At 68.0% G+C, this 22,357-nt stretch carries 22 protein-coding genes; 15 read left to right on the forward strand and 7 right to left on the reverse strand.

The annotated features are described in order from the left end of the window. The first annotated feature begins 226 nt into the window (after nt 1-226). Nucleotides 227-2,431: a M4 family metallopeptidase gene (locus ABZ004_RS28915; protein WP_355684224.1), complete on the forward strand. Its 2,205-nt coding sequence runs from the start codon at nt 227-229 to the stop codon at nt 2,429-2,431. A 106-nt stretch (nt 2,432-2,537) separates the two neighbouring features. Here ABZ004_RS28915 and ABZ004_RS28920 read toward each other — a convergent pair whose 3' ends face one another. Further along, nucleotides 2,538-3,521: a helix-turn-helix transcriptional regulator gene (locus ABZ004_RS28920; protein WP_355684225.1), complete on the reverse strand. Its 984-nt coding sequence runs from the start codon at nt 3,519-3,521 to the stop codon at nt 2,538-2,540. A gap of 163 nt (nt 3,522-3,684) precedes the next feature. Here ABZ004_RS28920 and ABZ004_RS28925 point away from each other — a divergent pair, with 163 nt between their 5' ends. The 4 genes from ABZ004_RS28925 to ABZ004_RS28940 all read left to right on the forward strand — a co-directional run bounded on the left by ABZ004_RS28925 (nt 3,685) and on the right by ABZ004_RS28940 (nt 7,195). Then, complete coding sequence (locus ABZ004_RS28925; RefSeq protein WP_355684226.1) at nt 3,685-5,007, forward strand: GGDEF domain-containing protein; 1,323 nt, start codon at nt 3,685-3,687, stop codon at nt 5,005-5,007. Nucleotides 5,008-5,083: 76 nt separating this feature from the next. Then, nucleotides 5,084-5,608 (forward strand): SigE family RNA polymerase sigma factor, encoded by a 525-nt coding sequence (locus ABZ004_RS28930; protein WP_355684227.1) that lies wholly within the window; start codon nt 5,084-5,086, stop codon nt 5,606-5,608. Continuing rightward, nucleotides 5,605-6,390 carry a hypothetical protein gene (locus ABZ004_RS28935; RefSeq protein WP_355684228.1) on the forward strand — a complete coding sequence of 262 codons (786 nt, stop codon included), beginning with the start codon at nt 5,605-5,607 and terminating at the stop codon, nt 6,388-6,390. Before ABZ004_RS28930 ends, ABZ004_RS28935 begins: the two co-directional genes overlap by 4 nt. A 73-nt stretch (nt 6,391-6,463) precedes the next feature. Next, complete coding sequence (locus ABZ004_RS28940) at nt 6,464-7,195, forward strand: hypothetical protein (RefSeq protein ID WP_355684229.1); 732 nt, start codon at nt 6,464-6,466, stop codon at nt 7,193-7,195. Nucleotides 7,196-7,253: 58 nt separating this feature from the next. Here ABZ004_RS28940 and ABZ004_RS28945 read toward each other — a convergent pair whose 3' ends face one another. Beyond that, nucleotides 7,254-8,456, reverse strand: coding sequence for a hypothetical protein (locus ABZ004_RS28945; protein ID WP_355684230.1), 1,203 nt, complete (start codon nt 8,454-8,456; stop codon nt 7,254-7,256). 187 nt (nt 8,457-8,643) lie between these two features. Between ABZ004_RS28945 and ABZ004_RS28950 the strand changes: the two genes are divergently transcribed. After that, nucleotides 8,644-9,162, forward strand: coding sequence for a SigE family RNA polymerase sigma factor (locus ABZ004_RS28950; RefSeq protein ID WP_355684231.1), 519 nt, complete (start codon nt 8,644-8,646; stop codon nt 9,160-9,162). Beyond that, a complete protein-coding gene (locus ABZ004_RS28955; protein WP_355684232.1) occupies nt 9,159-10,181 on the forward strand; it encodes a hypothetical protein in 1,023 nt (340 codons plus the stop codon). The genes ABZ004_RS28950 and ABZ004_RS28955 overlap by 4 nt, the downstream gene beginning before the upstream one ends. Before the next feature lie 10 nt (nt 10,182-10,191). On the opposite strand, the gene ABZ004_RS28960 is transcribed toward ABZ004_RS28955, so the two are convergent. Then, complete coding sequence (locus tag ABZ004_RS28960) at nt 10,192-10,704, reverse strand: DinB family protein (RefSeq protein WP_355684233.1); 513 nt, start codon at nt 10,702-10,704, stop codon at nt 10,192-10,194. After that, nucleotides 10,704-11,495 (reverse strand): helix-turn-helix transcriptional regulator, encoded by a 792-nt coding sequence (locus tag ABZ004_RS28965; RefSeq protein WP_355684234.1) that lies wholly within the window; start codon nt 11,493-11,495, stop codon nt 10,704-10,706. Before ABZ004_RS28965 ends, ABZ004_RS28960 begins: the two co-directional genes overlap by 1 nt. A 118-nt stretch (nt 11,496-11,613) precedes the next feature. Between ABZ004_RS28965 and ABZ004_RS28970 the strand changes: the two genes are divergently transcribed. The 4 genes from ABZ004_RS28970 to ABZ004_RS28985 all read left to right on the forward strand — a co-directional run bounded on the left by ABZ004_RS28970 (nt 11,614) and on the right by ABZ004_RS28985 (nt 15,802). Continuing rightward, nucleotides 11,614-11,976, forward strand: a complete 363-nt coding sequence (locus ABZ004_RS28970; RefSeq protein WP_355684235.1) for a nuclear transport factor 2 family protein — start codon at nt 11,614-11,616, stop codon at nt 11,974-11,976. 117 nt (nt 11,977-12,093) lie between these two features. Next, a complete protein-coding gene (locus ABZ004_RS28975; RefSeq protein WP_355684236.1) occupies nt 12,094-13,524 on the forward strand; it encodes an alpha/beta hydrolase in 1,431 nt (476 codons plus the stop codon). A gap of 130 nt (nt 13,525-13,654) precedes the next feature. Next, entirely contained in the window at nt 13,655-14,437 is a 783-nt protein-coding gene (locus ABZ004_RS28980; RefSeq protein ID WP_355684237.1) for a methyltransferase domain-containing protein, read from the forward strand. A 594-nt stretch (nt 14,438-15,031) separates the two neighbouring features. Next, a complete protein-coding gene (locus ABZ004_RS28985) occupies nt 15,032-15,802 on the forward strand; it encodes a hypothetical protein (RefSeq protein WP_355684238.1) in 771 nt (256 codons plus the stop codon). Between the two features lie 152 nt (nt 15,803-15,954). Here ABZ004_RS28985 and ABZ004_RS28990 read toward each other — a convergent pair whose 3' ends face one another. The 3 genes from ABZ004_RS28990 to ABZ004_RS29000 form a co-directional block, all read right to left on the reverse strand. Next, nucleotides 15,955-16,248, reverse strand: coding sequence for a hypothetical protein (locus ABZ004_RS28990; protein ID WP_355684239.1), 294 nt, complete (start codon nt 16,246-16,248; stop codon nt 15,955-15,957). Next, nucleotides 16,245-16,436: a hypothetical protein gene (locus ABZ004_RS28995; protein WP_355684240.1), complete on the reverse strand. Its 192-nt coding sequence runs from the start codon at nt 16,434-16,436 to the stop codon at nt 16,245-16,247. Before ABZ004_RS28995 ends, ABZ004_RS28990 begins: the two co-directional genes overlap by 4 nt. A gap of 317 nt (nt 16,437-16,753) precedes the next feature. Further along, nucleotides 16,754-17,965 (reverse strand): MFS transporter, encoded by a 1,212-nt coding sequence (locus tag ABZ004_RS29000; protein ID WP_355684241.1) that lies wholly within the window; start codon nt 17,963-17,965, stop codon nt 16,754-16,756. A gap of 65 nt (nt 17,966-18,030) precedes the next feature. Here ABZ004_RS29000 and ABZ004_RS29005 point away from each other — a divergent pair, with 65 nt between their 5' ends. From ABZ004_RS29005 to ABZ004_RS29020, 4 genes are all read left to right on the forward strand, one after another. Continuing rightward, nucleotides 18,031-18,477, forward strand: a complete 447-nt coding sequence (locus ABZ004_RS29005) for a helix-turn-helix transcriptional regulator (RefSeq protein WP_355684242.1) — start codon at nt 18,031-18,033, stop codon at nt 18,475-18,477. A gap of 95 nt (nt 18,478-18,572) precedes the next feature. Next, a complete protein-coding gene (locus ABZ004_RS29010; RefSeq protein WP_355684243.1) occupies nt 18,573-18,986 on the forward strand; it encodes a hypothetical protein in 414 nt (137 codons plus the stop codon). Between the two features lie 117 nt (nt 18,987-19,103). Further along, the gene (locus ABZ004_RS29015; protein ID WP_355684244.1) at nt 19,104-20,123 is read left to right on the forward strand and encodes a GNAT family N-acetyltransferase; all 1,020 of its coding nucleotides are present in this window, start codon (nt 19,104-19,106) and stop codon (nt 20,121-20,123) included. A gap of 44 nt (nt 20,124-20,167) precedes the next feature. Then, nucleotides 20,168-21,550, forward strand: a complete 1,383-nt coding sequence (locus tag ABZ004_RS29020) for a cytosine permease (protein WP_355684245.1) — start codon at nt 20,168-20,170, stop codon at nt 21,548-21,550. Nucleotides 21,551-22,357: the final 807 nt, after the last annotated feature.

A 22,357-nucleotide genomic window follows, 5' to 3' on the forward strand; every position in this document is an offset into this window, starting at 1 on the left:
CCACACCTTCTGAGCCCGGTGCCGGCCCTCCAGGGTCACCACCGGGCTACTGACTGCTGCCTTGGTGCTGTCGGCAACGATGCTGGCGGTGCCGGGTGATGTCCTAAATCGGCGGTGCCGATCTCCGCCAGCGAGACACCTTCCGCTGGTCCTGGGGCGTGCTCAAACTCGGAGCACCCGAACGCCGTTGGTCGGCCGATCGTCGACCCCGCCCCAAGGAGCAGTTGTGAAACGACCCAAAACCAAGTTGATCGCCACCAGCGGTCTTCTCGCTACGGGGCTGGTGATGACGCCCTTCTTCGCCGCCCACGCCGACCAGGTACGTCCTGGCGCCGTCGCCCACGACCCCAGCTCCTTGGCTGCCAGCGAGCAGGCGCAGGCTCCGGCGAGTGCCTCGGCGCTCGGCCTGGCAGCGGGCGAGAAGCTGACCGTCAAAGCGGTCATCGAGGACGCTGACGGCAGCACCCACGTGCGGTACCAGCGCACGCTCGACGGTCTGCGGGTGATCGGTGGGGACCTGGTCACCCACAAGGACGCCAAGGGCGCGGTCACCGACGTCACCTACAACCTCGGCCGCAAGAGCGTCGTCCCCGCGTCGCGGACCCCGAAGATCTCCAAGGCGGCAGCACAGGCCAAGGGCCTCGCCACCGCACAGGCGACCAAGGACGAGAAGCCGGCCGGGAGCGAGCTGGTCGTCCTCGTCACCGACAAGGGTCCCAAGCTTGCGTACGACGTACTGACCACCGGCACTCGGGCCAACCAGGTTCCGACCCGGCTGCACACCTACGTCGACGCCGGCACCGGCACCGTGCTCCTGACCGACGACGAGATCAAGACCGGCACCGGCGACGGCATCTTCGCCCACAACGTCTCCATCAGCACCACCGCCAAGTCCGGCGGCGGTTTCGAGATGAGGGACGCGACGGGCAACACGGCCACCGACGTCCACAACCAGGGTGACCCCAACACCGGTGAAGGCCCGGACGGTGACCTCTTCACCGATGCCGACGACAAGTGGGGCACCGGGACGAACTCCGACCGCGCGTCCGCCGCCGTCGACGCGCTCTACGGCGCGCAGAAGACGTTCGACTACTACAAGACCCAGCTCGGCCGCAACGGCATCTGGAACGACGGTCGCGGCGCCCGCTCGCGCCTCCACTTCGCCGACGCGATGGTGAACGCGTTCTGGGACGGCACGCAGATGTCGTACGGCGACGGTGCGAACAACGCTGCCCCGCTCACCGAACTGGACGTCGCCGCGCACGAGATGAGCCATGGCGTCACCGAGAACACCGCTGGGCTCGTGTACAGCGGCGAGGCCGGCGGCCTGAACGAGGCGAACTCCGACATCTTCGGTACGGCGGTCGAGTTCTACGTGAACAGCCCCAACGACGTACCGGACTACTACATCGGCGAGCTGATCAACATCAACGGCGATGGCAAGCCGCTGCGCTACATGGACAAGCCGAGCAAGGACGGGGTGTCGAAGGACTGCTGGTCCTCGACGCTCGGCACCCTCAACCCGCACTACTCCTCCGGCCCGCTCAACCACTGGTACTACCTGCTCTCGGAGGGCTCGGGTGCCAAGACGGTCAACGGGGTCAACTACGACTCTCCCACCTGTGGCGGCGCCGCGGCGGTGACCGGCATCGGTCACGCCAAGGCCGAGAAGATCTGGTACCGCACGCTGGCGACCTACCTCACGTCGTCGAGCAAGTACTCCAACGCCCGGACCGGCGCGATCAAGTCCGCCAAGGACCTCTACGGCCAGGGCTCGGCAGAGTGCCTGGCGGTCGAGAAGGCGTTCACGGCCATCGCCGTCGCGGCCACGACCGAGACGTGCGGCACGAGCACCCCGGATCCCGGCTCCCCGACGGTCACCAACCCCGGCGCCCAGACGAGCACGGCAGGAACCGCTGACACGCTGCAGCTCGCAGCGACGGGCGGCACCACGCCGTACTCATGGACGGCGACGGGTCTCCCTGCGGGCCTCACGATCAACGCCTCAACGGGTCTGGTCTCTGGTACGCCGACCACGGCGGCCACCTCCACGGTGACGGCGAAGGTCACTGATGCCGCGGGCAAGACGGCCAGTGTGTCGTTCTCGTGGGTCGTCTCCGGCGGCGGTGGCGGGACGTGCACCGGCGCGCTCGCCTACACCGGCAGCCTGACCGCAGGTGGCAGCAAGACGTTCGCTGCCTTCAGCGACAGCGATGCGGGCCAGCTCAAGGTCTGCCTCGACGGGCCGACCGGCAGCGACTTCGACGTCTACCTGCAGAAGCTGTCGGGGTTCTCCTGGGTGACGGTTGCCCAGGGCACCAGCCCGAACCCGGACGAGTCGTTCACCTACAACAACGCGGCGGGCACCTACCGCCTCGTGGTGAAGGCCGACTCCGGATCGGGCGCGTTCACGGCTTCCGTAGCGGAGTGATCGTCAACCTGGAAGTTCCAGCCTGAGCAATGGCACCTCCTCGAGCGCATCGGGCTCGAGGAGGTGCTGCTGTGCTTCGGGCTCGAGGGGGTGCTGCTGTGCCGGCTCAGATCCAGCCGCGGCGGCTCGCCTGGACGGCCAGCTGGAACCGGCTGTGAGCGCCGAGCACCTCTTCGAGACGAGCGATCCGCCGGCCGACCGTGCGACCGCTCACGCCGAGGTCGCGGGCGATCGCCTCATCGGTGAGACCGGCTGCCAGGTAGGACAGCAGTTGCTGCTCGTCCGGACCCGGACCGTCCAGCGCGTCGACCACCTGGGACTCCGCCGACAGCGGCACACCCATCTGCCAGAAGACGTCGAAGAGGCCGATCAAGGAGTCGAGCAGGCCGGACTCGTGGACGATGATGAGTGACCGCCGGGCCCCTTTCTGGCCCGGAACCGACAGCAGCGCACGCTTGTCGTCGAACAGCATCAGGTTGAGCGGCACCTGGGCGAAGACGCGCGCCTGCTCGCCGACCGCGATGCACTGATGGACAGCGGCAAGCCCTTCGAAGTCCTCGAGAACCGATACGCCGTAGAGCCCGCGTGCTCGCACGCCGCGTTCCATCGCCGCCAGGAATCCGACCGCCACGCCGGGCCGCGGGATCTCCATCCCGGTCTGGATCTTCCGCGGTGAGACCGGGCCGATGCACAAACCGTCGACGGTCAAGGCGGTGTCATCCATCAGCTTGGCCTCTACTGCCGCGCACCGCGCCTCGTCGGTGATGACCTCCACAAAACTCGACCGGTCGCCGGCCTCGCTCCAGATGTCGGCAAAGACCGAGGCGATCTGGCGAGTGGCGTCAGCAGCTCTCGCATGCTCAGCCGCCACCTGCTCCAACGGAATCCGCGGAGCGACTGCCTCGATCCCGCCGTCGGTCACCTCGAGCAACCCGATGGAAGCCAGCACCCGCACCTCGTCCGCAGCGACCGCCCGGTCGACACCCGCACGCTCGGCCAAGACCTCCAGGTTCGTCCTCCCGCCCACGACCGCCGCCCGGTACAGCGGCTCCGCGGCAGCCGAGAGAAGAGGCGCTGGGGACAATTCCATCTGGCCGTCCTACCACCTCCTACGCCCCCGCGCGAAGGGTTCGATCGGTGATTTTTGATCAAACGAGTGTTTTCGGAATCAGCAACTTCGTTTCCAACTCGTCATCGGGAGCGCGCCGTCGCGGATTGGGGCCGACCCCTTACTCGTCGTACCGTGGGAGGTAATGGTTGCGCAGAGTAGGCGTGCGGTGCGGAAATGGGCGCTCTGGACCCTGACGGTCCAGGCGTTCTGTGTCGTCGCGCTGGTCGACCTCGCGGCGCTCGGGTACGGCGTGAAGGCGTTCGCCGCGCTGCCGTCGTGGCGTGGGATCGACGTGGTGTTCGCGCTGACCGCTTCGGCGCTGATCTCCGTCGAGGGCGCGCGCCGGGTGGAGAGCCGCCGACGAAGAGGCGGCGCGCTGCACAAGGACCTGGCGTCGGCCTGGATGATCGCGGCCGCGTTCGTGCTGCATCCCGCGCTGGCGATCCTGGTCGCCGTACTGCTCCGGATCTGGTGGCGGATCCGGGCCGGCAAATGCATCCCGTACCGCTGGGCCTTCAGTACTGCGGTGCATGTGCTCGCCGTCGGCGCCGCGCACGCGGTCTTCGTGAGCGGGCAGCAGCTGACCGGCGACTACTCGCTGGGGATCGTCATCGCGATGGTGCTGGGCGCCGCGGCGTACGTGGTGACCGACATGCTGCTGTGCGGTCTGGCGATCTCGCTGATCGTGCCGGGCAGCAGCCGGCGCGACACCATCGGCGACAAGGACGACTGGTGTGTCGACGCGACCGCCGCCACCCTCGGCTGCCTGCTCGCCGCGGCGACGCTGGTCAGCCCGTGGTTCGCGTTCGTCGCCATCCCGATCACGCTCACCGCGCAACGGGCGCTGCTGCTCGGCCAGCTCGAGACCGAGGCGCAGACCGACCCGAAGACGAACCTCGGCCGGGTCGACTGGTGGCGGCGCCGGACCGAGGAGATGCTGCGGAACGCGCGGACCCAGCGCGAGCCGATGGCGGTGCTGCTGATCGACATCGACCACTTCAAGCAGGTCAACGACCGGCACGGCCACCTGGTCGGCGACGAGGCGCTGCGCGCGGTCGCGACGATCCTGCGCAGCGCGATCCGGACCAAGGACGTGATCGGGCGGTTCGGTGGCGAGGAGTTCGTGATCGCGCTGCCGGACGCCGATGTCGCCGACGCGACCGTGACCGCCGACCGGCTGCGGAACGCCGTTGCCGCGAGCCCGCTGGCCGCGATGTGCGCGGGCGTCCTGGACGAGCCGGACCTGGACCCCGACACCCTCCATCTCACCGTCTCGATCGGGGTCGCGGTCTACCCGGCCGACGGGATGACCGTCGACGACCTGCTGCAGCGCGCCGACCGCGCCATGTACGCCGCCAAGGCCGCCGGCCGCGACCGGGTCCGGCTGGCCGCCGACCTGGTCCACCCGGACCTGCCCCGGTCGCTCTCGGTCGGGCTGCAGTCGTCCCACCTGCAACACCGCTGAAATTCTCCGGCCGGAACAGAACCTTCCCCGCTCGGACCGCGTCTTGCAGTACAAGGGCGGGGTGACGGGAGGTTGAATGCGAGAACGGGACGAGGACTTCACCGCGTTCGTCGTGGCCAGGTCCGGGCGGTTGGTGTACATCGCCCGGATGCTCTGTGGCGACGCCGCGCTCGCCGAGGATCTCGTCCAGACCGCCCTGGAGAAGGCTTACCTGCGCTGGGACAAGATAGAGATGGGCGACCCGTTCGGCTACGTCCGGCAAGCGGTCGTCAACCAGCACCTGTCCTTCCTCCGGCGCCGCCCCTGGCGGGAACGCCTGAGCGGTAGCGCCGCCGAACTCGACCAGGACTTCCATCGCACCGTTACCGACCCGGCGCACGACGTCGAGCGCCGGCTGGTGCTCAACGCCGCTCTCGGCACGCTGACCCGCCGGGAACGGACGGTGATCGTCCTGCGCTATGTCGAGGACCTCACCGAGGTCCAGACCGCCGCGGTGCTCGGGGTCGCGGTCGGCACCATCAAGAGCGCGCACTCCCGGGCCCTGCAGAAACTGCGGGCGGTCCCGGGCCTGAGCGCCAGTTACGTGGGAGGGAAGGCATGAACGACGAAGACCTGCGCGACCTGCTCCAGGCTGACGCTGACGAGTTGAGCCCGCTGGACCCGTCCCGCGTGATCGCGGGCGCGCACCGGCGCCGTCGGACCAGAGGAATGGTTGCCGCCGGCATCGCCTCGGCGGCGGTCGCTGTCGTGGTTGCCGGCGGCGTCTACGGTACGGCGAACCAGGGCGGCTCCGAGCCGTTCTCGCCGCCCGTCGCCGGTGGGCCGACAGTCGTGCCGCCCAAACCTTCCACACCGAAATCGTCCGCGCAGCAGTTCGTATTCCAGAACCAGCCGCAGTCGATCGGTTCGCTGCCCGCCAACGGTTCGGTCGAGATCGGAACCGGTGTGACCTTCCGGACCCGGGGAACCGAATGGGCGCTGGTGAGCCATGCGCCCGGCGAGCAGCCGTACGAGCCGTTCGGCTGGCGCGCGACCGTCGGCAACGACAACATCGGTGACGGCACCGACCCCGGGATCCAGAGCCTGGATTCGGGGAAGGCGCTGCTCGTCAGCTCGGTCTTCAACTGTCCCAAGGCCGCCACGGTCGTCTACACGAGTGGCAAGAAGGCCTGGTACGCAAAGGTCTATCGGCTGGGTGGGATCGCCGGCTGGGTGCAGTCGTCCGCGCTGGTGACCGCCCCCAACTCGCCGGCGACGATCACGGCCGGGATCCACATGACCCCAGCACCGCCGGCGGGCGAAGAGCTGTCCGTGTTCGCGTACGACGTGACGGGCAAGCTGCTGGCGAGTTTCGGCAGGGGCAAGGATCCGCTCGCGAAGTGAAGAACCCTTCGGGGTGATCCCGCGTCCTTCCCACTGAGAACCACCGTCGATTCTTGTGGAGGGCAACAAAAAGATGAGCAGATCGAAGAGAACCGCACGGCTGGCGGTGACCGGGCTCGCGGCCGCCGCGGTGGCCGGCATCACGATCACCGGAGCGGCCATGGCAGGCACCGGCAAGTCGGGTGTCAGCCCTGCGGCAGCGGACCAGCCGGTGGCGGCCCAGAACGGATTCGTTCCCAGCAAGGTGGATCAGGCGGCTACGCCACCGAAGACAGTTGCCAAGAGCAAGTACATCTTCCAGAACAAGCCGCAGACCGTCGGTCAGCTGGCGGCGAACGGCTCGGTCGAGATCGCCCCGGACGTGACGTTCCGGACCCGTGGAACGCAATGGGCGCTGATCAGCCATCTGCCCGGCGAGGAGCCGTTCGAGCCGTTCGGCTGGCGCGCGACCATCGGCAACGACAACATCGGCGACGGCACCTCGCCCGGGATCCAGAGCATGGGCGCCGGCAAGGGGGTCGCGGCCAACTCGGTCTTCAAGAACACCAAGGTGGCGACCGTCGTCTACACCAGGGGCAAGAAGGCCTGGTACGCGAAGGTCTACCGGCTCGGCGGAATCCCCGGCTGGGTCGAGTCGACCGCGCTGGTGAGCCCGGGGAAGGTGCAGAAGCAGGTCTCCGCCGGGAGCAGCGTCACGAAGGTCACCGGCCCGGACCCTGACGAACTGGCGGTCTTCGTCTACGACGCCGCCGGCAAGCTGCTCAAGCAGTTCCCGGACAACGCGGTGAACCCGCTCCCGAAGTAGCAGAGCGCGCCGTGCGCCCGTAGTACTGATGAGCTGGTACTACGGGCGCAAGCGGGGGTCAGCAGGTGCCGAAGGTGCCCGCGCTGATCCAGGCCTTGGAGACGTACATGCCGGCGTTGACGCGGAGCCAGACGTTCGTGGTGCCTTGTGAGCCGGAGACGCTCTGGCCGGTGGTCTGGCATTCCACGGTGACCTGTGCGGACTTGCCGGCCATGCCGACGACGGCGCCGGTCGAGCTGGCCGCGTTGCGGATGTTCAGGTAGCCGGAGGTGATCGAGACCGTGCCGCGGCCGCCGTCGCCGGTCCAGAGGTACGTGGCGTCGACGAAGCCGTTGTCCGGCAGGGCGAGGGCATCCCAGAAGACGCCGTCGGCCAGGTCGATGCCGGCCGGGTTCGCGACCGTACGGCCGAACTGGTCCTTACCGCCGTTGTAGCCGCTCTGGTACGCCGCTTGGGCCTCCGGCTTGCCCTGCGGAAGGTCCTCCCACATCTCCCGGGTGGCGCTCGGGTTCCAGTAGTCGTCCTTGGTGTTCCACGGGCCGACGTCCCAGACCGGCTCGAACGCGCAACGGCTGCCGCTCGTGGTGCAGACCTTCACGGTGTAGTTGCCCGAACCGTTGCTTGCCAGGCCGCGACGTGACGGCAGCGCGACGAAGTGGTCGCGGCTGATGATCACGTGCCCGTTGGCCGTCGTACCGCCGACCAGGCCTTCGCGCGTGGCGAAGACCCGTGACTTCAGCGGCGCGGCCTGGATGGTCATCCGGCCGGCCTCGATCGCGTTCGTGGGCTGGATGCTGACGTCGCTGACCCAGGGGTTGGCGCCCTTCGGCGGGGCCAGGACGATGATCCGGAGCTGGACCTGGTCGCTGGCCGCCGGAAGTGCGGTCGGCGTCCCCGGGGCAGCCGGGGTCCATTCGGTCCACTGGTTCTTCACGAAGGCGCGGACGTCGACCTCGGCGGTCGAGCTGTCCGGCGTACCGGCTTGGTAGCCGACGACAACGGCCGAGGTCGCGGAGCTGAACCGGACCGGGGCCAGATTGGCGATGCCGGAGCGCTGGCGTAGTTCGACGGATCCCATCGTGGCGGCGGCGTCGCCGAGGATGATGCGGCTGCCGTCGATCCGGATGTTGGCGGAGCCCTCGACCGGTTGCGCGGCGAGGCTGACCGGGTTCGGAGTGGCGGCGACGCCATGACCGGACAAGGGGATGGCGAGGGCAGCCGCGAGACAGAGTGCGGCCAGCGGTTTGCGGGTGATAGGCATGGGCGGAACCTCCGGGGCGGTGAGGGGACTGCTACCGGGCGCAACGCACGGCCCACCCAATGTGACAAACATTCGGTGGATCTGTATAGCTCGTGAATAAATTTCTTCCAACAAGTTCGTGCACAGACAGAACCGAAGTGGTGACCCAGCGGGTTTGGACCGGTGTGACAGAGGCAGAGGAGAACCGATGACCCGGACCGCGGACGCCGACTTCGAGCGATTCGTGCAGGCCCAGTCCACCCCGTTGCTCCGGTTCGCGGAGATGCTCTGCGGGGACCGGCACACGGCCGAGGATCTGGTCCAGCAAGCGTTGATGCGGTCGTATCCGAAATGGCATCGGCTGGACGGTGATCCACTCCGGTTCGTACGCCGGGTGCTGGTGAACCGGTTCCTCTCGCAGACTCGCCGGCGCTGGTCCAACGAAGTACCGAGTGACCCGGTCGAGAACGACTGGGACCAGCGGTCCGTGGCGGACTTCGCCGGGGATGTGCAGACCCGGGAGGCCGTGCTGTCCGCACTGGCCGGCCTGACCGTCCGGGAACGGGCGGTGGTCGCACTGCGGTACTCCCAGGACCTCTCCGAAGCGGAGACCGCCGAGTTGCTCGGGATGGCACCCGGGACGGTCAAGAGCACCGCGTCCCGGGCCCTGGGCAAGCTGCGTCTGGCACCCGACTTGATCGACACCACTGTTGGAGGAAACGCATGACTGACGAGTCTCGGGTGCGCGACGCGCTTGAGTACGACCTGGAGCCCTTCCAGCCGGATCCGGCCGACCTGATGCGGCGCGGCCGCCGGCTCGCCTGGCTCCGCCGAGGACTGGCCGCGGCGGGCGTGACTGCCCTCGCCGGCACTGTCGCGACAGTGTCCGCCGCGGTCGGGGGACCTCCCGGCGTGAAGAACCTGCTGACCGGTGGCAGCAAGCCGCCGATCGCGGTGCCGTCGGTCGACCCGACCTGCCTGCCGCCGGTGAAGGCGCCGGACAAGGTGAAGGTGAAGGTGGAGGCGAGCGTCAAGGTCACAGTGACCGTGCCCAAGCCGGGCAAGCCGTCGCTGCCGACCACGAAGCCGACGCTTCCTGGCACGCCGCACCTGCCGGGCAAGCCGACCCTCCCGCCGGTCCCGACCACCAAGCCGACGCTCCCCGGCAAGCCGCATCTGCCGACCGGTACGCCGTCCCTTCCGGGCAAGCCCACACTGCCGCCGGTCCCGACCACCAAGCCGACGTGGCCGAGCAAGCCGACCCTTCCGCCGGTGCCGACCACGAAGCCGACGCTGCCCGGTAAGCCCACGCTGCCTGGCAAGCCGACGCTCCCGGGCAAGCCGACGCTCCCGGGCAAGCCGACCCTTCCGCCGGTCCCCACGGCCAAGCCGACGCTGCCTGGCAAGCCGACCCTGCCGCCGGTCCCGACCGCGACGCCGTCCCTGCCGGGCAAGCCCGAATTGCCGCCCTGCGTGGCCGACAAGCTCCCGACCGCGACGCCGACGCTTCCGGGAAAGCCGACCCTTCCGCCCGTCCCGACCACGAAGCCGACGCTCCCCGGCAAGCCGACTCTGCCGGGCAAGCCGACCCTGCCGAAGTTGCCGACCCCGTCCCTGCCCGGGAAGCACGGCGGTCCGCAGCTCCCGACCGTCCCGCCGACCGGCAAGCCGACCTGGCCGACCGCCACGCCGAGCCTGCCGCACCTGCCCACGCAGCCGCCCACCGGGCTGCCGACCCACCGGTAGAACCCCTCCTCTATTCTCCGGTGCCGCCGTCGGCCAGCTCACGGGCGATGTCGAGCTGGCCGACGTGCCGGGCGTATTCCTGCAGGACGTGAAACAGAACCCAGTTCAGCGTCGGTCTCTCCTCCGCGACGCTGAACCTCCCGCCGGCGGCGGCGTGCTCCGCCAGGTCTTCCCTCCCCCCGACGACCTGGCGAGTCCGTTCGCCGCCGGCGCGCATCTGCGTCAGCAGACTGTCGAGGCTGTCGCCGGGCGCGAGCCGCCACGGCTCGTCCTCCGCGCCACCCGAGTCACCCCATGGTTCGTCGAACGGCTCGGCCAGAAATCCCCAGCGGATCCATCGATGTTCCATGTAAACAAGGTGTTTCACGAGTTCGAGCGGTGACCACCCGGAGGGCAACCGGCTGGTTGTCAGCTCGGTTGAGCTCAGTCCGGCCAGCTTGCGTTCGACGGTCTGCCGGTAGTAGTCGAGCCAGGCCAGGTGCAGTTCGCCAGTATCGGCGAGCTGGTTGTCGGGCAGTTCCATCACAGTCCTCGAAGATAGTTGGCAGTTGCATCGTCGGCCGGGAAGAACTGCTCGATCATCAGCTCCGACACGGTCACGTCGAGCGGCGTACCAAAGGTCGCGATCGTGGTCAGCAGCGACAACTCGTGCTTCCCGTGCCGCAGTTTCATCGGTACGACGACCTCGGCCGCACCCGGCTGATCCGGGCCCGGCGGACCGGAGTACCCGCGCAGTTCGTCGTACAGGTCCTGTAGGTCAGGGTCCGCGGTGCTGGTGATCTGGCGTTGCAGGCTGGTCAGGACGTTCGCGCGGATCTCGGCGAGGTTGATGATCCGGGATGCGAGGCCGTCAGGGTGCAGGGTCAGTCGTAGTACGTTGATCGGTGCCGTCAGCAGCTGTGGCGCTACATCCTCGGTGAACAAGGCGATTCCGGCATTCGCCTCGACGAGGTTCCACCAGCGGTCCACCACCAGCGCGGGGTACGGCTCATGGCCCTTGAGGAGCCGGCGCAGCGCGGAGCGGATCGCGAGCATGGCCGGCGAATGCAGCGAGGTCTCGGAGTAGATCGGCGCGTAGCCGCCGGCCAGCAGCAGCTGGTTGCGATCCCGCAGCGGTACGTCGAGATGCTCGGCGAGCCGCAGTACCATCTCGCGGCTCGGCTTCGAGCGGCCGGTCTCGACGAAACTCACATGCCGGGTCGACACCGAGACCTGGTTGGCGAGGTCGAGCTGGCTGAGCCGGCGCCGCTCGCGCCAGCCGCGGAGCAGTTCGCCGACCGGGCGCTGGAAGGTGTCCTCGACTGTCGCGGTCATACCTCAGACCGTAACCGCTGAGGTGTCCACCGCCATTACCTCCGACGTCATCGACCACCGACGCCACCGGCGGCAGAGTTCTGGTCATCAACCCGAACGAACCTTCCGAGGAGTCACCATGACCAGCACCTCCCTTGCCGACCAGTACTTCGCGATGTGGAACTGCGACGACGCGGACGACCGGGCCAAGATCATCGCGGACCTCTGGGGCGACGAGGCGATGTACGTCGACCCGAGTTTCGAGGCGACCGGCCACGACGAGCTGTCGAAGATGGTCGGAACCGCCCATGAGATGTTCCCCGGCTTCCGCTTCGCCCGGACCGGCGAGATCGACGAGCACCACAACCGGCTCCGCTGGACCTGGGAACTGGCACAGCCCGGCCAGCCCGCCGTTGCCGGAGGCACCGATGTCGTGACGCTTGCCCCTTCGGGCAAACTTCTCGAGGTGGTCGGCTTCATCGACTTCGCTCCGGCGCACTGAAAACCCTGACAGACAAGGCGGGGTGGACCAAGGGTCTTCCCGTAGTACCAGGGTGCTAGACCGGATCCGCCAGATGGTGGATGACCGGGAGGGGCTGGATTTCATAGGTTCAGCTCCATGAGAAATCGACGATTGCTGAGAGGGTCCGCGGCGCTGGCCACCGGTGCATTGGTGGCCGCGCTGCTGCCCGCCGTCGCGACCGCAGCGCCGGGTGAGGTGGCCTGGGCCGAGTGCGAGCCGGGGTCGGCGGTGCTGTGCGGGAAGCTGACGGTGCCGCTGGACTGGGCGAAGCCGGCCGGCGCGAAGACCGAGTTGCTGGTGGCGCAGTTGCCCGCGAAGGATCAGGCGCACAAGATCGGCACGCTCGCGTTCAACCCGGGCGGTCCGGGTGGGCCGGGGGCGTCCGCCCTGGCGCACGGGGCGATCGCCGAGGTGTTCTCGCAGTGGCGGGACAAGTTCGACATCGTGAGCTGGGATCCGCGGGGCACCGGCGGCTCGACCGATCTGGATTGTGGGCCGGTCCTGCGTCCCGGCGTACCGGTGTTTCCGAAGTCGAAAGCCGAGTACGACGCGATGGTGAAGTCGAGTCGCGCTCTCGGCGAACTGTGCCTCAAGCAGCACGGCGATGTTCTGCCCAACATGGACACCAGGACCGCCGCGCGCGACCTGGACGCGTTCCGGGCGGCGTTGGGGGTCGGCAAACTCAACTACTACGGCCCTTCGTACGGCTCGTACGTCGGCACCGTCTACGCGCAGCTGTTCCCGCACCGGATCAACCGGATGGTGCTCGACGGCGTGATGAACCATGCCGACGGAGCCACCCGGCTGATGGTGACCGAGTCGCGCCAGATGGAGTACGGCTTCAACAAGTTCATCGCCTGGTGCAAGACGACCCCGGACTGCGCGCTGCATGGGCGCGACGCGGGCAAGGTCTACGACCAGGTGGTCCGCAAGGCCGACAAGTTGCCGCTGACCGGCGGCATCGACGGTGACGCGATCCGGATGTCGCTGCCCGTCCTCATCCCCGCGGTCGGCGACTACATCGGCCCGTGGACCGCGTTCGCGCAGGCGCTGGCCGACGCCGAGAAGGGCGACGGCTCCGGCTTCGTCGGCAACACCTACGTCGGCGATCCAGGTACGACGTACGCGGCCGTCTCCTGCATGGACTTCCCGCCGCAGCTCACCTCGTACGCCGATGCGAAGGCGCGCCTCGCTCTCGCCAAGGCCGTCGCACCCCGGACCGGCGGGGCGGTGGAGGGCTGGGCGATCTCGGCGGCCTGCTCCGGCTGGCCGATCCCGCCGAGCAACCCCTGGCAGCCGACCCCGGTCGAGGACGCGCCGCCGATCCTGCTCGTCGGCAACACCCACGACCCGTCGACCCCGCTGGAGTCGGCGCGCGGGCTGCACCGGCAACTGCGCGGCAGCCAGCTGCTGGTCACCGATGTGTACGGCCACACGGCCTGGTTCAACTCAGAATGTGCGCGGACCGAGATCACGAAGTACTTCGAAACCGGCGTGATGCCGCCTCGTCACCTGACCTGCACGTAGGTCTGCGGATGGCCACCAGTTGCAGCTTGATGCGATTGGTGGCCATCTGGTCTCCCTATTTCGGCTCCGGGCGGACCATGATGTCGTCCATGGGCGACGGATCTGCCGGCCGCGGATGGGAAGACCGGGAATGAGTAATCTTCAGTTCGATCCCGAGGTGTCTCGGCAGATCGAGTCGGTCTACACGACGCCGGATGTGATCGAGCAGCGCCGGGTGGTCCGGATCGCGCTCGCGCTCCGGCCGGACGACCGGGTGCTGGACGTCGGCGTCGGACCCGGGCTGCTCGCGGCCGAGATGGCCGAGGAGGTCGGTCCGGGCGGCCGGATCTGCGGGATCGACATCAGCGAGAGCATGCTGACCATCGCCGGCGCCCGCGCGCTGGTGCCGGGTGGGGCGAAGATCGAGCTCGAACTCGCCTCCGCCGGGCGGCTCCCGCATGGTGCCGAGAGCTTCGACGTGGTCGTCTCCACCCAAGTCCTCGAGTACGTCGAGGACGTGGCCGGCGCGCTCGCCGAGATCCGCCGGGTCCTCCGGCCTGCCGGGCGCATCGTCGTCCTGGACACCGACTGGGACTCGATCGTCTGGCACTCCCGCGACCGGGACCGGATGGGCCGGGTGCTGACCGCGTTCGAGGAGCACCTGGAGAATCCGCGGCTGCCGCGCACGCTCGGCGACCTGCTCGGCAAGGCCGGCTTCACGGTCACCCACCGCGAGGTGGTCCCGATGCTGAACGCGGGGTTCGATCCGCGCACCTACAGCGCCGGCCTGATCGACATCGTGGCCGGCTTCGTCCCCGGCCGCGCCAAGGTCACCGCACCGGAGGCCCAGGCCTGGGCCGACGACCTCCGCAGCCTCGGCGACGCCTACTTTTTCAGCCTCAACCGCTACCTCTTCGTCGCCTCAGCTCTTTAGCAACCGTTCATCGCCTCAGCTCTTCAGCAACCGGTTGACGGTCGCCGCCCCGATCTCGCTGAGCGCCTCGGGGCCATCTCGGTCTTCAGCAGGAACTGCATGCCCTGCTGGATCGCGAGCAGGCCGATGGCCGGTGCCTGCGTTTCGTCAAGCAGGCGGTCGATCTGGGCCCACCGAACCAGGGGCGGGCGTACCGTGGGATACGCCCGCCGCCTTCGGTCGTTCTCCCGCCCCTCAGTGGGAGAACTCGCGGCTCGGTGAGCACCACCCATGCCCGAATGGGGCCGACTGAACCGCGGGACACGTACAGAGGTACCCCATCGGCGCGATCATGAACCAACCCGGGGGCGAAAACTTGACGTTCCTCAAACCTTCGCCGGTCCGATCGGACATGGACGGGTGGACCGGGCTGCACCTACCCTGAAAAGCGTTCCGGGGCCGGGGGAGGCCGTGGACGGTTCACAAGGGGGAGGGGTAGTGCGATGACGGACGTCTTCGACGAGGTCCACGAGGCCGAACTGACCGAGGAAGACCTGGACGTTCTGGAGGCGCTCGGCGCCGCCGAGGACGCGGACCGGATCCTCGGAGAATTAGATGCCTGAGGCAAGGATTGTCTGGCGCGGCAAGCAGCTGAACCAGCGCACCGTGGCGATGGTCCAGGCTGCCGAACGGCTGGCCAAGTTCGAGTTCACGATTCTTCAGGGCTCGTACAACAAGGGTGGCGTGGCGGCGTCGGCCGGCACCCATGACGGTGGCGGCGCGGTTGACGTGGCCTGCGAGGCGCTCACCGCGGCGCAGCGGCAGGCCGTCGTACTGGCATTGCGTCAGGTCGGGTTCGCGGCCTGGCTGCGGACGCCGGCCCAGGCGAGCTGGCCGTATCACGTACACGCGATCGCGCAGGGCGACAAGGATCTGTCCCGCGGCGCGGCCAACCAGGTCGCGGAGTACCGGCGGTTGCGGAACGGGCTGGCGAACCGCGGCAAGGACGACGGACCGCCCGGGTACTACGGGATGACGTGGGAGCTGTATCTGCACTACCACCCGAACCCGGCGCCCGGCGTACCGCAGCCACCGCCGCCGAACACGACGATCTCGCTGGGCGCGATGGAGTATGCACGGACCCACGACTCGATGAGCGGGGTGTGGGGTGCGGACCGGGCCCAGGTGCTCGCCTGGGCCGCGCATCCGAAGATCGCGGCGATCAGCCGGGCCGAGACCAGGCCGCCGGCCGGGGTGCCGTGGCATCTGCATTTCCAGCAGATGGTGAAGAAGATCCAGATCAAGTTCAAACTGCCGGCGACCGGGGTGTTCAACGCTGCGACGGCGGCTGTCATGAAGCGCTACGGCTACACGATCATCGCCTGAGTTTCCCGTTGCACGAATAAGGCCCCACCGGTAGCAGCCGGTGGGGCCTTATTGAATCCACTACCGCCCGGCATTCCGGTGCAGCTGTGGAGGTGGAGAGCGGAACCGACGCCGATGCAGGGGTCAAGACGTCAGCTCCGCTTGTCTGTGGGTTACCTCAGGTCCGCCGCCTGGTGGAACTCGAGTTGGGGCCGGATGCCGCCGACCGCACCGAGGTGCTGGAGCGTCGGTACCACCACCGCCCGGACGTCGGTCCGCTTCGCCTCATCCAGCAACGCATGGAAGGCGGCGGACTCGGCCGCGTCCCGCTCGGTGTAGACGGTGCCGAGGGTGTACCCCTCGGTGCTCGCGAACAGGGCCAGCGAGTCGGTCGCCGCGGCCAGTTCCTCCGCACAGCTCAACGCGTCGGCTCGCACGTAGCCGAGCAACGTCGGGCGGGTGGTCATCGGATGCGTTCCCCGGCGGTCACCAGCACGGGCTCGTTGGTCACACGCAGCGACGCGAACCGGCGACGCATGGCTTCTTCGTACTGCGCGGCCTGATCCGCGACGGCGGTGTGATCCGCGATCGGGTGGGCGCCGAACCAGACTCGCACGCGGCGGTGCGGTGCGGTGGTCTCGAACGACTCGGTCATCTTCGGTCCTTCGGCTTCGGGGGCGGTTCTGTTAAGAGAAGAACACAGCAAAATCGCGGGCCAGGGAATAAACCGGTAGGGACCTTTACAGAGGCCTTACGCCGGTCCGGGACGGCTGTCGTGGCCGGACCTGGTTACAACGGTGAAACCGCTGGTCAGAGTGGTCGGGACCGGTTCCGGAGCGGCCTGAGATTTCCGCTGTCAAGAATGTTTGCCGGTATTTACCAATAACGATTCGAACACCGGCACCCTTTCGATCCTGGTCACATTGTCGGACATCCTGGTAACCGTTGGCGCATGCCCGGACACGGAGCGGATCAATGCGGCTCGGACAGCTTCGGCCGGGTCAGCGCGGCGGGATGTGACGGTACTGCGAACAGGGTGATCGGGGCTGCTAGCAGGGCTGCGGCGGCGAGGAGATTCAGAGCTGTCGGGAGGCCTGCGAGCTTGATCAGGGCAGGGGCGATGAGTGCGCCTACGATGACGGAGAGTGAATCCATCGCAAAGAACAGCGCGCCGATCCTGGCCAGCATTCCGGTCGGGGTGATGCGCTGGACGGTGGTCTCCGCGGTGATCAGCAGGACGCTGCCGGGAATCCCGAGGAGAGCGGCGGCCGCGATACCCCAGCTGATGCTGGGGGCGTTGACCAAAGCGAAGAAGGCGGCCGCGGTGGCGAGCTGGGTGGCGATCAGGAGATTGCGGACGCTCAGCCAGGTCTGGGCTCTGGCGCTGATCGCGGCACCGACGAGGAATCCGGCGCCGAGGCCGGAGATCAGGTAGCCGATGGCGTAGCCCGGCGCGTGCAGTCGTTCGACCGTGAGCGGGACGAGGAGAGCGGTGAGTCCGGCGTTGGCGGTGAGGAAGACGCCGTTGCCGGCGAGGATGCCGCGGAGGATCTTGCTGTGCCGCAGGTAGCGGAGGCCGTGCAGGGCTCCTCGTTCTTCTTGCTTGTCTGATGGTGCAGGGGTTCGGTTGATCCTGGCGATGATGGCTGCCGACAGCAGGTAGCTGACGACATCTGTGATGAGAACGAATCGGATGCCGGGCCCGGCCAGCAGGAGGGCGCCGAGTGGCGGCGCGGCGAGCCGGATGACACTGCCCGAGAACGCCGTGAGCGAGTTGGCCGCAGCGAGCTCGTCGCCTGTGCCGACGACCGCGGGGATCAGGGCACGCGAGGCCGGGCGGAACACGGTGGTTGCAATGTTCTCGGCGAGGACGGCCGTGTAGATGATCCAGACCCGCTCGGGCCGGTCCGCGAGGAGGATCGAGGCGACGGCTGCTGCGCTGGTGAGGTCGGCCAGCCACATCGCTTTGGGCAGGTTCCAGCGGTCGAGGAATGCGCCCGCCCAGGGGCCGATCACCAACGCGGGAAGGGATTCCAGAGCCAGCGTGAGTCCAGTCGCCGCTGCCGAGCCGGTCAGCGCGAACACCTGCACCGGCAGTGCCACGATCAGCAACCACGACCCGATCCCCGAGATCGCATTACTGGACCAGAGCAACCTGAAGTCGCGGTTTCCAAGAATCCTCACTCTCCGGAAAGTATCCCCTCAGAACACTCCTTGGCAACTGTGTTCTGTGAAGATAGAGTCTTCGCGTGGACGAACTAGAGCTGGGGAACGCCCTGCGAGCCCGCCGCAAGGCAGCCGACCGCACCATCGCCTCGGTCGCCGTCGACGCCGGCCTCTCCGTCCCCTACATCGCCAACCTCGAGAACGGCCGAGGCAACCCCACCCTCGCCGCCCTAACCCGCCTAGCCACCGCCCTGGGTGCCACCCTCACGGTGACTTTGGCCGACACCCACACCAAGGCCCCCGACGACACCTCTGCTCCGGACCCCGACACAACGATCGCCACCTTGGTAGACGAGTCCCCCCGAGCCACCAAGGTCATCCGCCATCTCGCCACCACCCGCGCCACCACGCGCTCCGCCGTACGAGACCACCTCATCGCAACCCTCGAGGCTCTCGCCCCCGTCCTCCCCCATCCCCCCACCCCTGCCGACCTCAACCGCCTACTGGACCTCACCCTCCTCGCCGACTGATTCATCACATTGCCACAACCTGCAAAAAGCTTTCATTGCTGTGTGCAACGAAGCAGACTCCTTGCGACTCGACTAACAACCCTCAAGGAGCAAATATGCGACGACTTGTTGCTGCTGGCATCGGCGTAGTAGCCACCCTCGGAACGATCGGCATCGCCGCGCCCGCCCAGGCAGCCACAACAGCCGCGAAACCCTTCGAGCTGATCTACGGCAACAGCTTCTACACAGGCACGGTCAACTTCTCCAACCGCTCGGTAACGGCCACGGGCGAGGTCAAAAGTACGGTCGGAGGTGGCTGCCGCTTCGGTGAAGTGACCGCCTTTGTCGGCGACAAGGGATATCCCGTGGGCAGGACTCGCAGCGTCTGCGACGGCGACGCCGTCGTCATGCCCATCACTTCCACTGCCGATGTGCCCGGTGGCCCCACGTCGGTCGTCCTCACCCTCTGCGCGGTTGACTCGCATGGTTCCGTCACGCCTCTCCGGTCGACGTCGCGCATTGCCCGCTGACGCACCTGCTCAACGCATGAGGTCCTCTCGGGTAGCGGAGAGGACCTCTTGCAGGCAGAACCGCCTTCCTCTGCGGCTGTGTCCGCCGATCGGCCGCGTGGGGGTTAGGGTCTTGGGGTGGAGATTGGGGCACGGATTGCATCCGCTCAGTTGCAAGGGTTGATTCGGTCGCGGCGGCAGATCGTGGTGGGGCCCTTGGTCGGGTTGCTGCATGACGAGGATCTGTGGTTCTTGTCGACGGTGGTGGCTGCTGAGCCTGGTGTGCCGTTTGATCTGGAGGAAGTGCCCTGGGCGATCGAGACGATTCGCAAGGCGTTCGCCGCAGAGGGGCGTTGGGTCAGTGCGGAGTTGATCGAGGAAGCCAATCCGGGGCTGGCTGAGGCGCTTGCTGCCAACGGGATGACTCTCGTCTCCCGGCCGCCGTTGCTCGTGGTTGAGCCGGCCGACCTGGTGTTGCCGGAATTCCCCGAAGGCGTCACTGCCTCGGTGGTCTCAGCGCCCGAAGAGCAGGCCGAGGTGGACGCGGTCGCCGCCGCGGCGTACGAGATGCAACTCGGAGAGCGGATCTTCCAGGCCGACCCGGTCAACGGCGCGAGCATCCTGGTCCGAGCGGACGGGGTACCGGTGGCAACCGCCGTCTGGACTGCCGTTGCCGATGGGGTCACCGAGGTCGCCGGAGTCGGCACGCTTCCATCCCACCGACGCCGCGGGCTAGGCGCACTCGCCACGGCGTACGCGACCCAGCAGGCCTTTGAGCTCGGCGGTGCGACGCTCGCTTGGCTGACTCCAGGCGACGACGGCGCAGACCGCATCTACCGCCGCCTCGGCTACACCCCCCAAGCCACCGCAGTCCACCTAGGCGACCCCGGGCGGCCACCTGAACGACCTCCGCTAACCCCGCACGCCCAGGCGACAAGTCCAGCTCGGCGACTCTGGTGGCCTGGACGACCTCCACTAACCCCGCACGTCCAGGCGACAGTCCGTCTAGGCGACCACGGCGGCCGGCCCTCCGCTAACCCTGAACGCTCAGCCGACAGTCCACCTCGGCGAGCCCGGTGGCCTGAACGACCTCGCCTACTCCGCGCGCCAGGCGATATCTGCCGGTTGGGAGCGGCCTTCGCCGAGTTCGCGCGATGATATTCGCGTTTAGCGGGGTCGTTGTCGGTGGCAACATGCTGGGCATGAGCAATGGTGTCGTGGAGCGGCGCAGTATCGATGTGGTGCCGGATGCTGAGCGGCACGGTACGCCTTTCAGTCAGTTCACCTTGTGGTTCGGCGCGAACATGCAGGTCACCGCGGTGGTGGACGGCGCGCTCGCGGTGGTGTTCGGCGCCGATGCGCTGTGGGCGATCATCGGGCTGCTGATCGGCAACATCCTCGGCGGGATCGTGATGGCGCTGCATTCCGCCCAAGGGCCGCGGCTCGGGCTGCCGCAGATGATCTCCAGTCGCGCGCAGTTCGGCGTGTACGGCGCGGTCGTGCCGCTCGTCCTCGTCGTCGTGATGTACCTCGGCTTCGCCGCCACCGGCACGGTCCTCGCCGGCCAAGCGGTGAACAAGATCCTGCACGTCGACGGCGCCGCCATCGGCATCGTGATCTTCGGCGTACTGACCGCTGTCGTCGCGACCCTCGGCTATCGCTGGATCCACCGGCTCGGCCGGATCGCCACCGTTTGCGGGGTGGTCGGCTTCAGCTACCTCGGCATCCGGTTCCTCGTCACGGTCGATGTCGGTGCGCTCTTCGGGGCGAAGCCGTTCGCCTGGGCGACATTCCTGCTGGCGATCTCGCTCGGCGCCGGCTGGCAACTCACCTTTGGCCCGTACGTCGCCGACTACTCGCGCTACCTGCCCCGCGATACACCGGAGCGGACGACGTTCCTGGCCACCTTCCTCGGCAGCGTGATCGGCTCACAATGGTCGATGACGCTCGGCGCCCTGGTCGCCGCGGGTGGCGCCGGCTTCCTGGCGAACCAGGTCGGCTACCTCGGCTCGCTGGCCGGCCCGAGTGCGATCGCCGTACTGATCTATCTGGTGATCGTGATCGGGAAGCTCGCGGTCAACTGCCTCAACGCGTACGGCGGTTCGATGACGATCCTGACGACCGTCTCGGCCTTCACTCGTACGGCGGCGTTCCGGCCCGCCGTGCGCGCGGCGTACACGAGTGCTTTCCTGCTCGTCTCCGTGCTGATCGCGATCTTCGCGTCGGCGGACTTCCTGGACAACTTCAAGAACTTCGTCCTGGTCCTGCTGATGGTCTTCACCCCGTGGAGCGCGATCAACCTCACCGACTACTACCTGATCTCCCGCGAGCGGGTCGACGTTCCTGCCCTCTACGACCCGGCCGGTCGCTACGGCGCCTGGAATCTAGTTGCCCTGAGCTCCTATTTCCTGGGGATCGCCGCCCAGATCCCGTTCCTGGCGCAGAAGCTCTACACCGGCCCGCTCACCGAAAAACTCGGCGGCGCCGACATCTCCTGGATCATCGGCCTCCTCATCACCGCCGCCATCTACTACCCCCTCGCTCGCCGCACCACCAACCCACCCGCCCACATGATCTACCCCTGACCACCCCACCCAGCTACCCAGGCCCGCCGGAAACCTGCTGTCGAACGCCGTTATTTCATCCGATGACGGCCTAATAACTTGCCAGCGAGCGAAAACCGCAGCAGCGGCCAAGGCGCCGACGCGACCGCCTGCATGAACCACGGTTCGGTGATCGGCACGCGAGGGTGAGAGGCGAGCGAATCGCCTACCGCCTGCATGAGCTGAGTGCGTCGGAGGTGGCGCACGTGCGGTGAGGCGGTGAGTGGTGCCCGGAGTCCGGAGCCTGGTGACGGGTTAGGGCTGAAGCGGTGCCTTGTGACGGGCGAGTTGTGAAGCGGTGCCTGGTGCCTGGTGGCGTGTGACCGGTGATGCGGTGAGGCTGGAGCGGGCGTTGCCCGTTGCCCGGAGTCCGGTGACGGGTGAAGCGGTGCCCGGTGGGGTCTGGAGCGTTGCCCGTTGCCCGTTGCCCGTTGCCCGTTGCCCGTTGCCCATGCCTGGTGACGGGTGAGGTGTGAAGCCGTGCCCGGTGGCGGGAGGTGTGAAGCGGTGCCTGGTGCCCGTGCCTGGTGCCTGGTGCCTGGTGACGGGTGAGGTGTGAAGCCGTGCCCGGTGGCGGGAGGTGTGAAGCGGTGCCTGGTGCCCGTGCCTGTGCCTGGTGCCTGGTGCCTGGTGCCTGGTGACGGGTGAGGTGTGAAGCCGTGCCCGGTGGCGGGAGGTGTGGAGCGGTGCCTGGTGCCCGGTGGGGGTGAGGGTGCGAAGCGGTGTCTGGTGCCTGGTGCCTGGTGCCTGGTGCCTGGTGTCCGGGGGGTTGGGGGAGGGGTGGAGCGG

This window comes from Kribbella sp. NPDC006257 (genome assembly GCF_040613535.1).
GTDB lineage: Bacteria > Actinomycetota > Actinomycetes > Propionibacteriales > Kribbellaceae > Kribbella.

What these genes read in the sequence shown, in the direction of transcription:
- ABZ004_RS28920 (WP_355684225.1), bottom strand. Translation starts at nt 3,521, where the DNA reads ATGGAATTGTCCCCAGCGCCTCTTCTCTCGGCTGCCGCGGAGCCGCTG.
- ABZ004_RS28925 (WP_355684226.1), top strand. Translation starts at nt 3,685, where the DNA reads ATGGTTGCGCAGAGTAGGCGTGCGGTGCGGAAATGGGCGCTCTGGACC.
- ABZ004_RS28930 (WP_355684227.1), top strand. Translation starts at nt 5,084, where the DNA reads ATGCGAGAACGGGACGAGGACTTCACCGCGTTCGTCGTGGCCAGGTCC.
- ABZ004_RS28935 (WP_355684228.1), top strand. Translation starts at nt 5,605, where the DNA reads ATGAACGACGAAGACCTGCGCGACCTGCTCCAGGCTGACGCTGACGAG.
- ABZ004_RS28940 (WP_355684229.1), top strand. Translation starts at nt 6,464, where the DNA reads ATGAGCAGATCGAAGAGAACCGCACGGCTGGCGGTGACCGGGCTCGCG.
- ABZ004_RS28945 (WP_355684230.1), bottom strand. Translation starts at nt 8,456, where the DNA reads ATGCCTATCACCCGCAAACCGCTGGCCGCACTCTGTCTCGCGGCTGCC.
- ABZ004_RS28950 (WP_355684231.1), top strand. Translation starts at nt 8,644, where the DNA reads ATGACCCGGACCGCGGACGCCGACTTCGAGCGATTCGTGCAGGCCCAG.
- ABZ004_RS28955 (WP_355684232.1), top strand. Translation starts at nt 9,159, where the DNA reads ATGACTGACGAGTCTCGGGTGCGCGACGCGCTTGAGTACGACCTGGAG.
- ABZ004_RS28960 (WP_355684233.1), bottom strand. Translation starts at nt 10,704, where the DNA reads ATGGAACTGCCCGACAACCAGCTCGCCGATACTGGCGAACTGCACCTG.
- ABZ004_RS28965 (WP_355684234.1), bottom strand. Translation starts at nt 11,495, where the DNA reads ATGACCGCGACAGTCGAGGACACCTTCCAGCGCCCGGTCGGCGAACTG.
- ABZ004_RS28970 (WP_355684235.1), top strand. Translation starts at nt 11,614, where the DNA reads ATGACCAGCACCTCCCTTGCCGACCAGTACTTCGCGATGTGGAACTGC.
- ABZ004_RS28975 (WP_355684236.1), top strand. Translation starts at nt 12,094, where the DNA reads ATGAGAAATCGACGATTGCTGAGAGGGTCCGCGGCGCTGGCCACCGGT.
- ABZ004_RS28980 (WP_355684237.1), top strand. Translation starts at nt 13,655, where the DNA reads ATGAGTAATCTTCAGTTCGATCCCGAGGTGTCTCGGCAGATCGAGTCG.
- ABZ004_RS28985 (WP_355684238.1), top strand. Translation starts at nt 15,032, where the DNA reads ATGCCTGAGGCAAGGATTGTCTGGCGCGGCAAGCAGCTGAACCAGCGC.
- ABZ004_RS28990 (WP_355684239.1), bottom strand. Translation starts at nt 16,248, where the DNA reads ATGACCACCCGCCCGACGTTGCTCGGCTACGTGCGAGCCGACGCGTTG.
- ABZ004_RS28995 (WP_355684240.1), bottom strand. Translation starts at nt 16,436, where the DNA reads ATGACCGAGTCGTTCGAGACCACCGCACCGCACCGCCGCGTGCGAGTC.
- ABZ004_RS29010 (WP_355684243.1), top strand. Translation starts at nt 18,573, where the DNA reads ATGCGACGACTTGTTGCTGCTGGCATCGGCGTAGTAGCCACCCTCGGA.
- ABZ004_RS29020 (WP_355684245.1), top strand. Translation starts at nt 20,168, where the DNA reads ATGAGCAATGGTGTCGTGGAGCGGCGCAGTATCGATGTGGTGCCGGAT.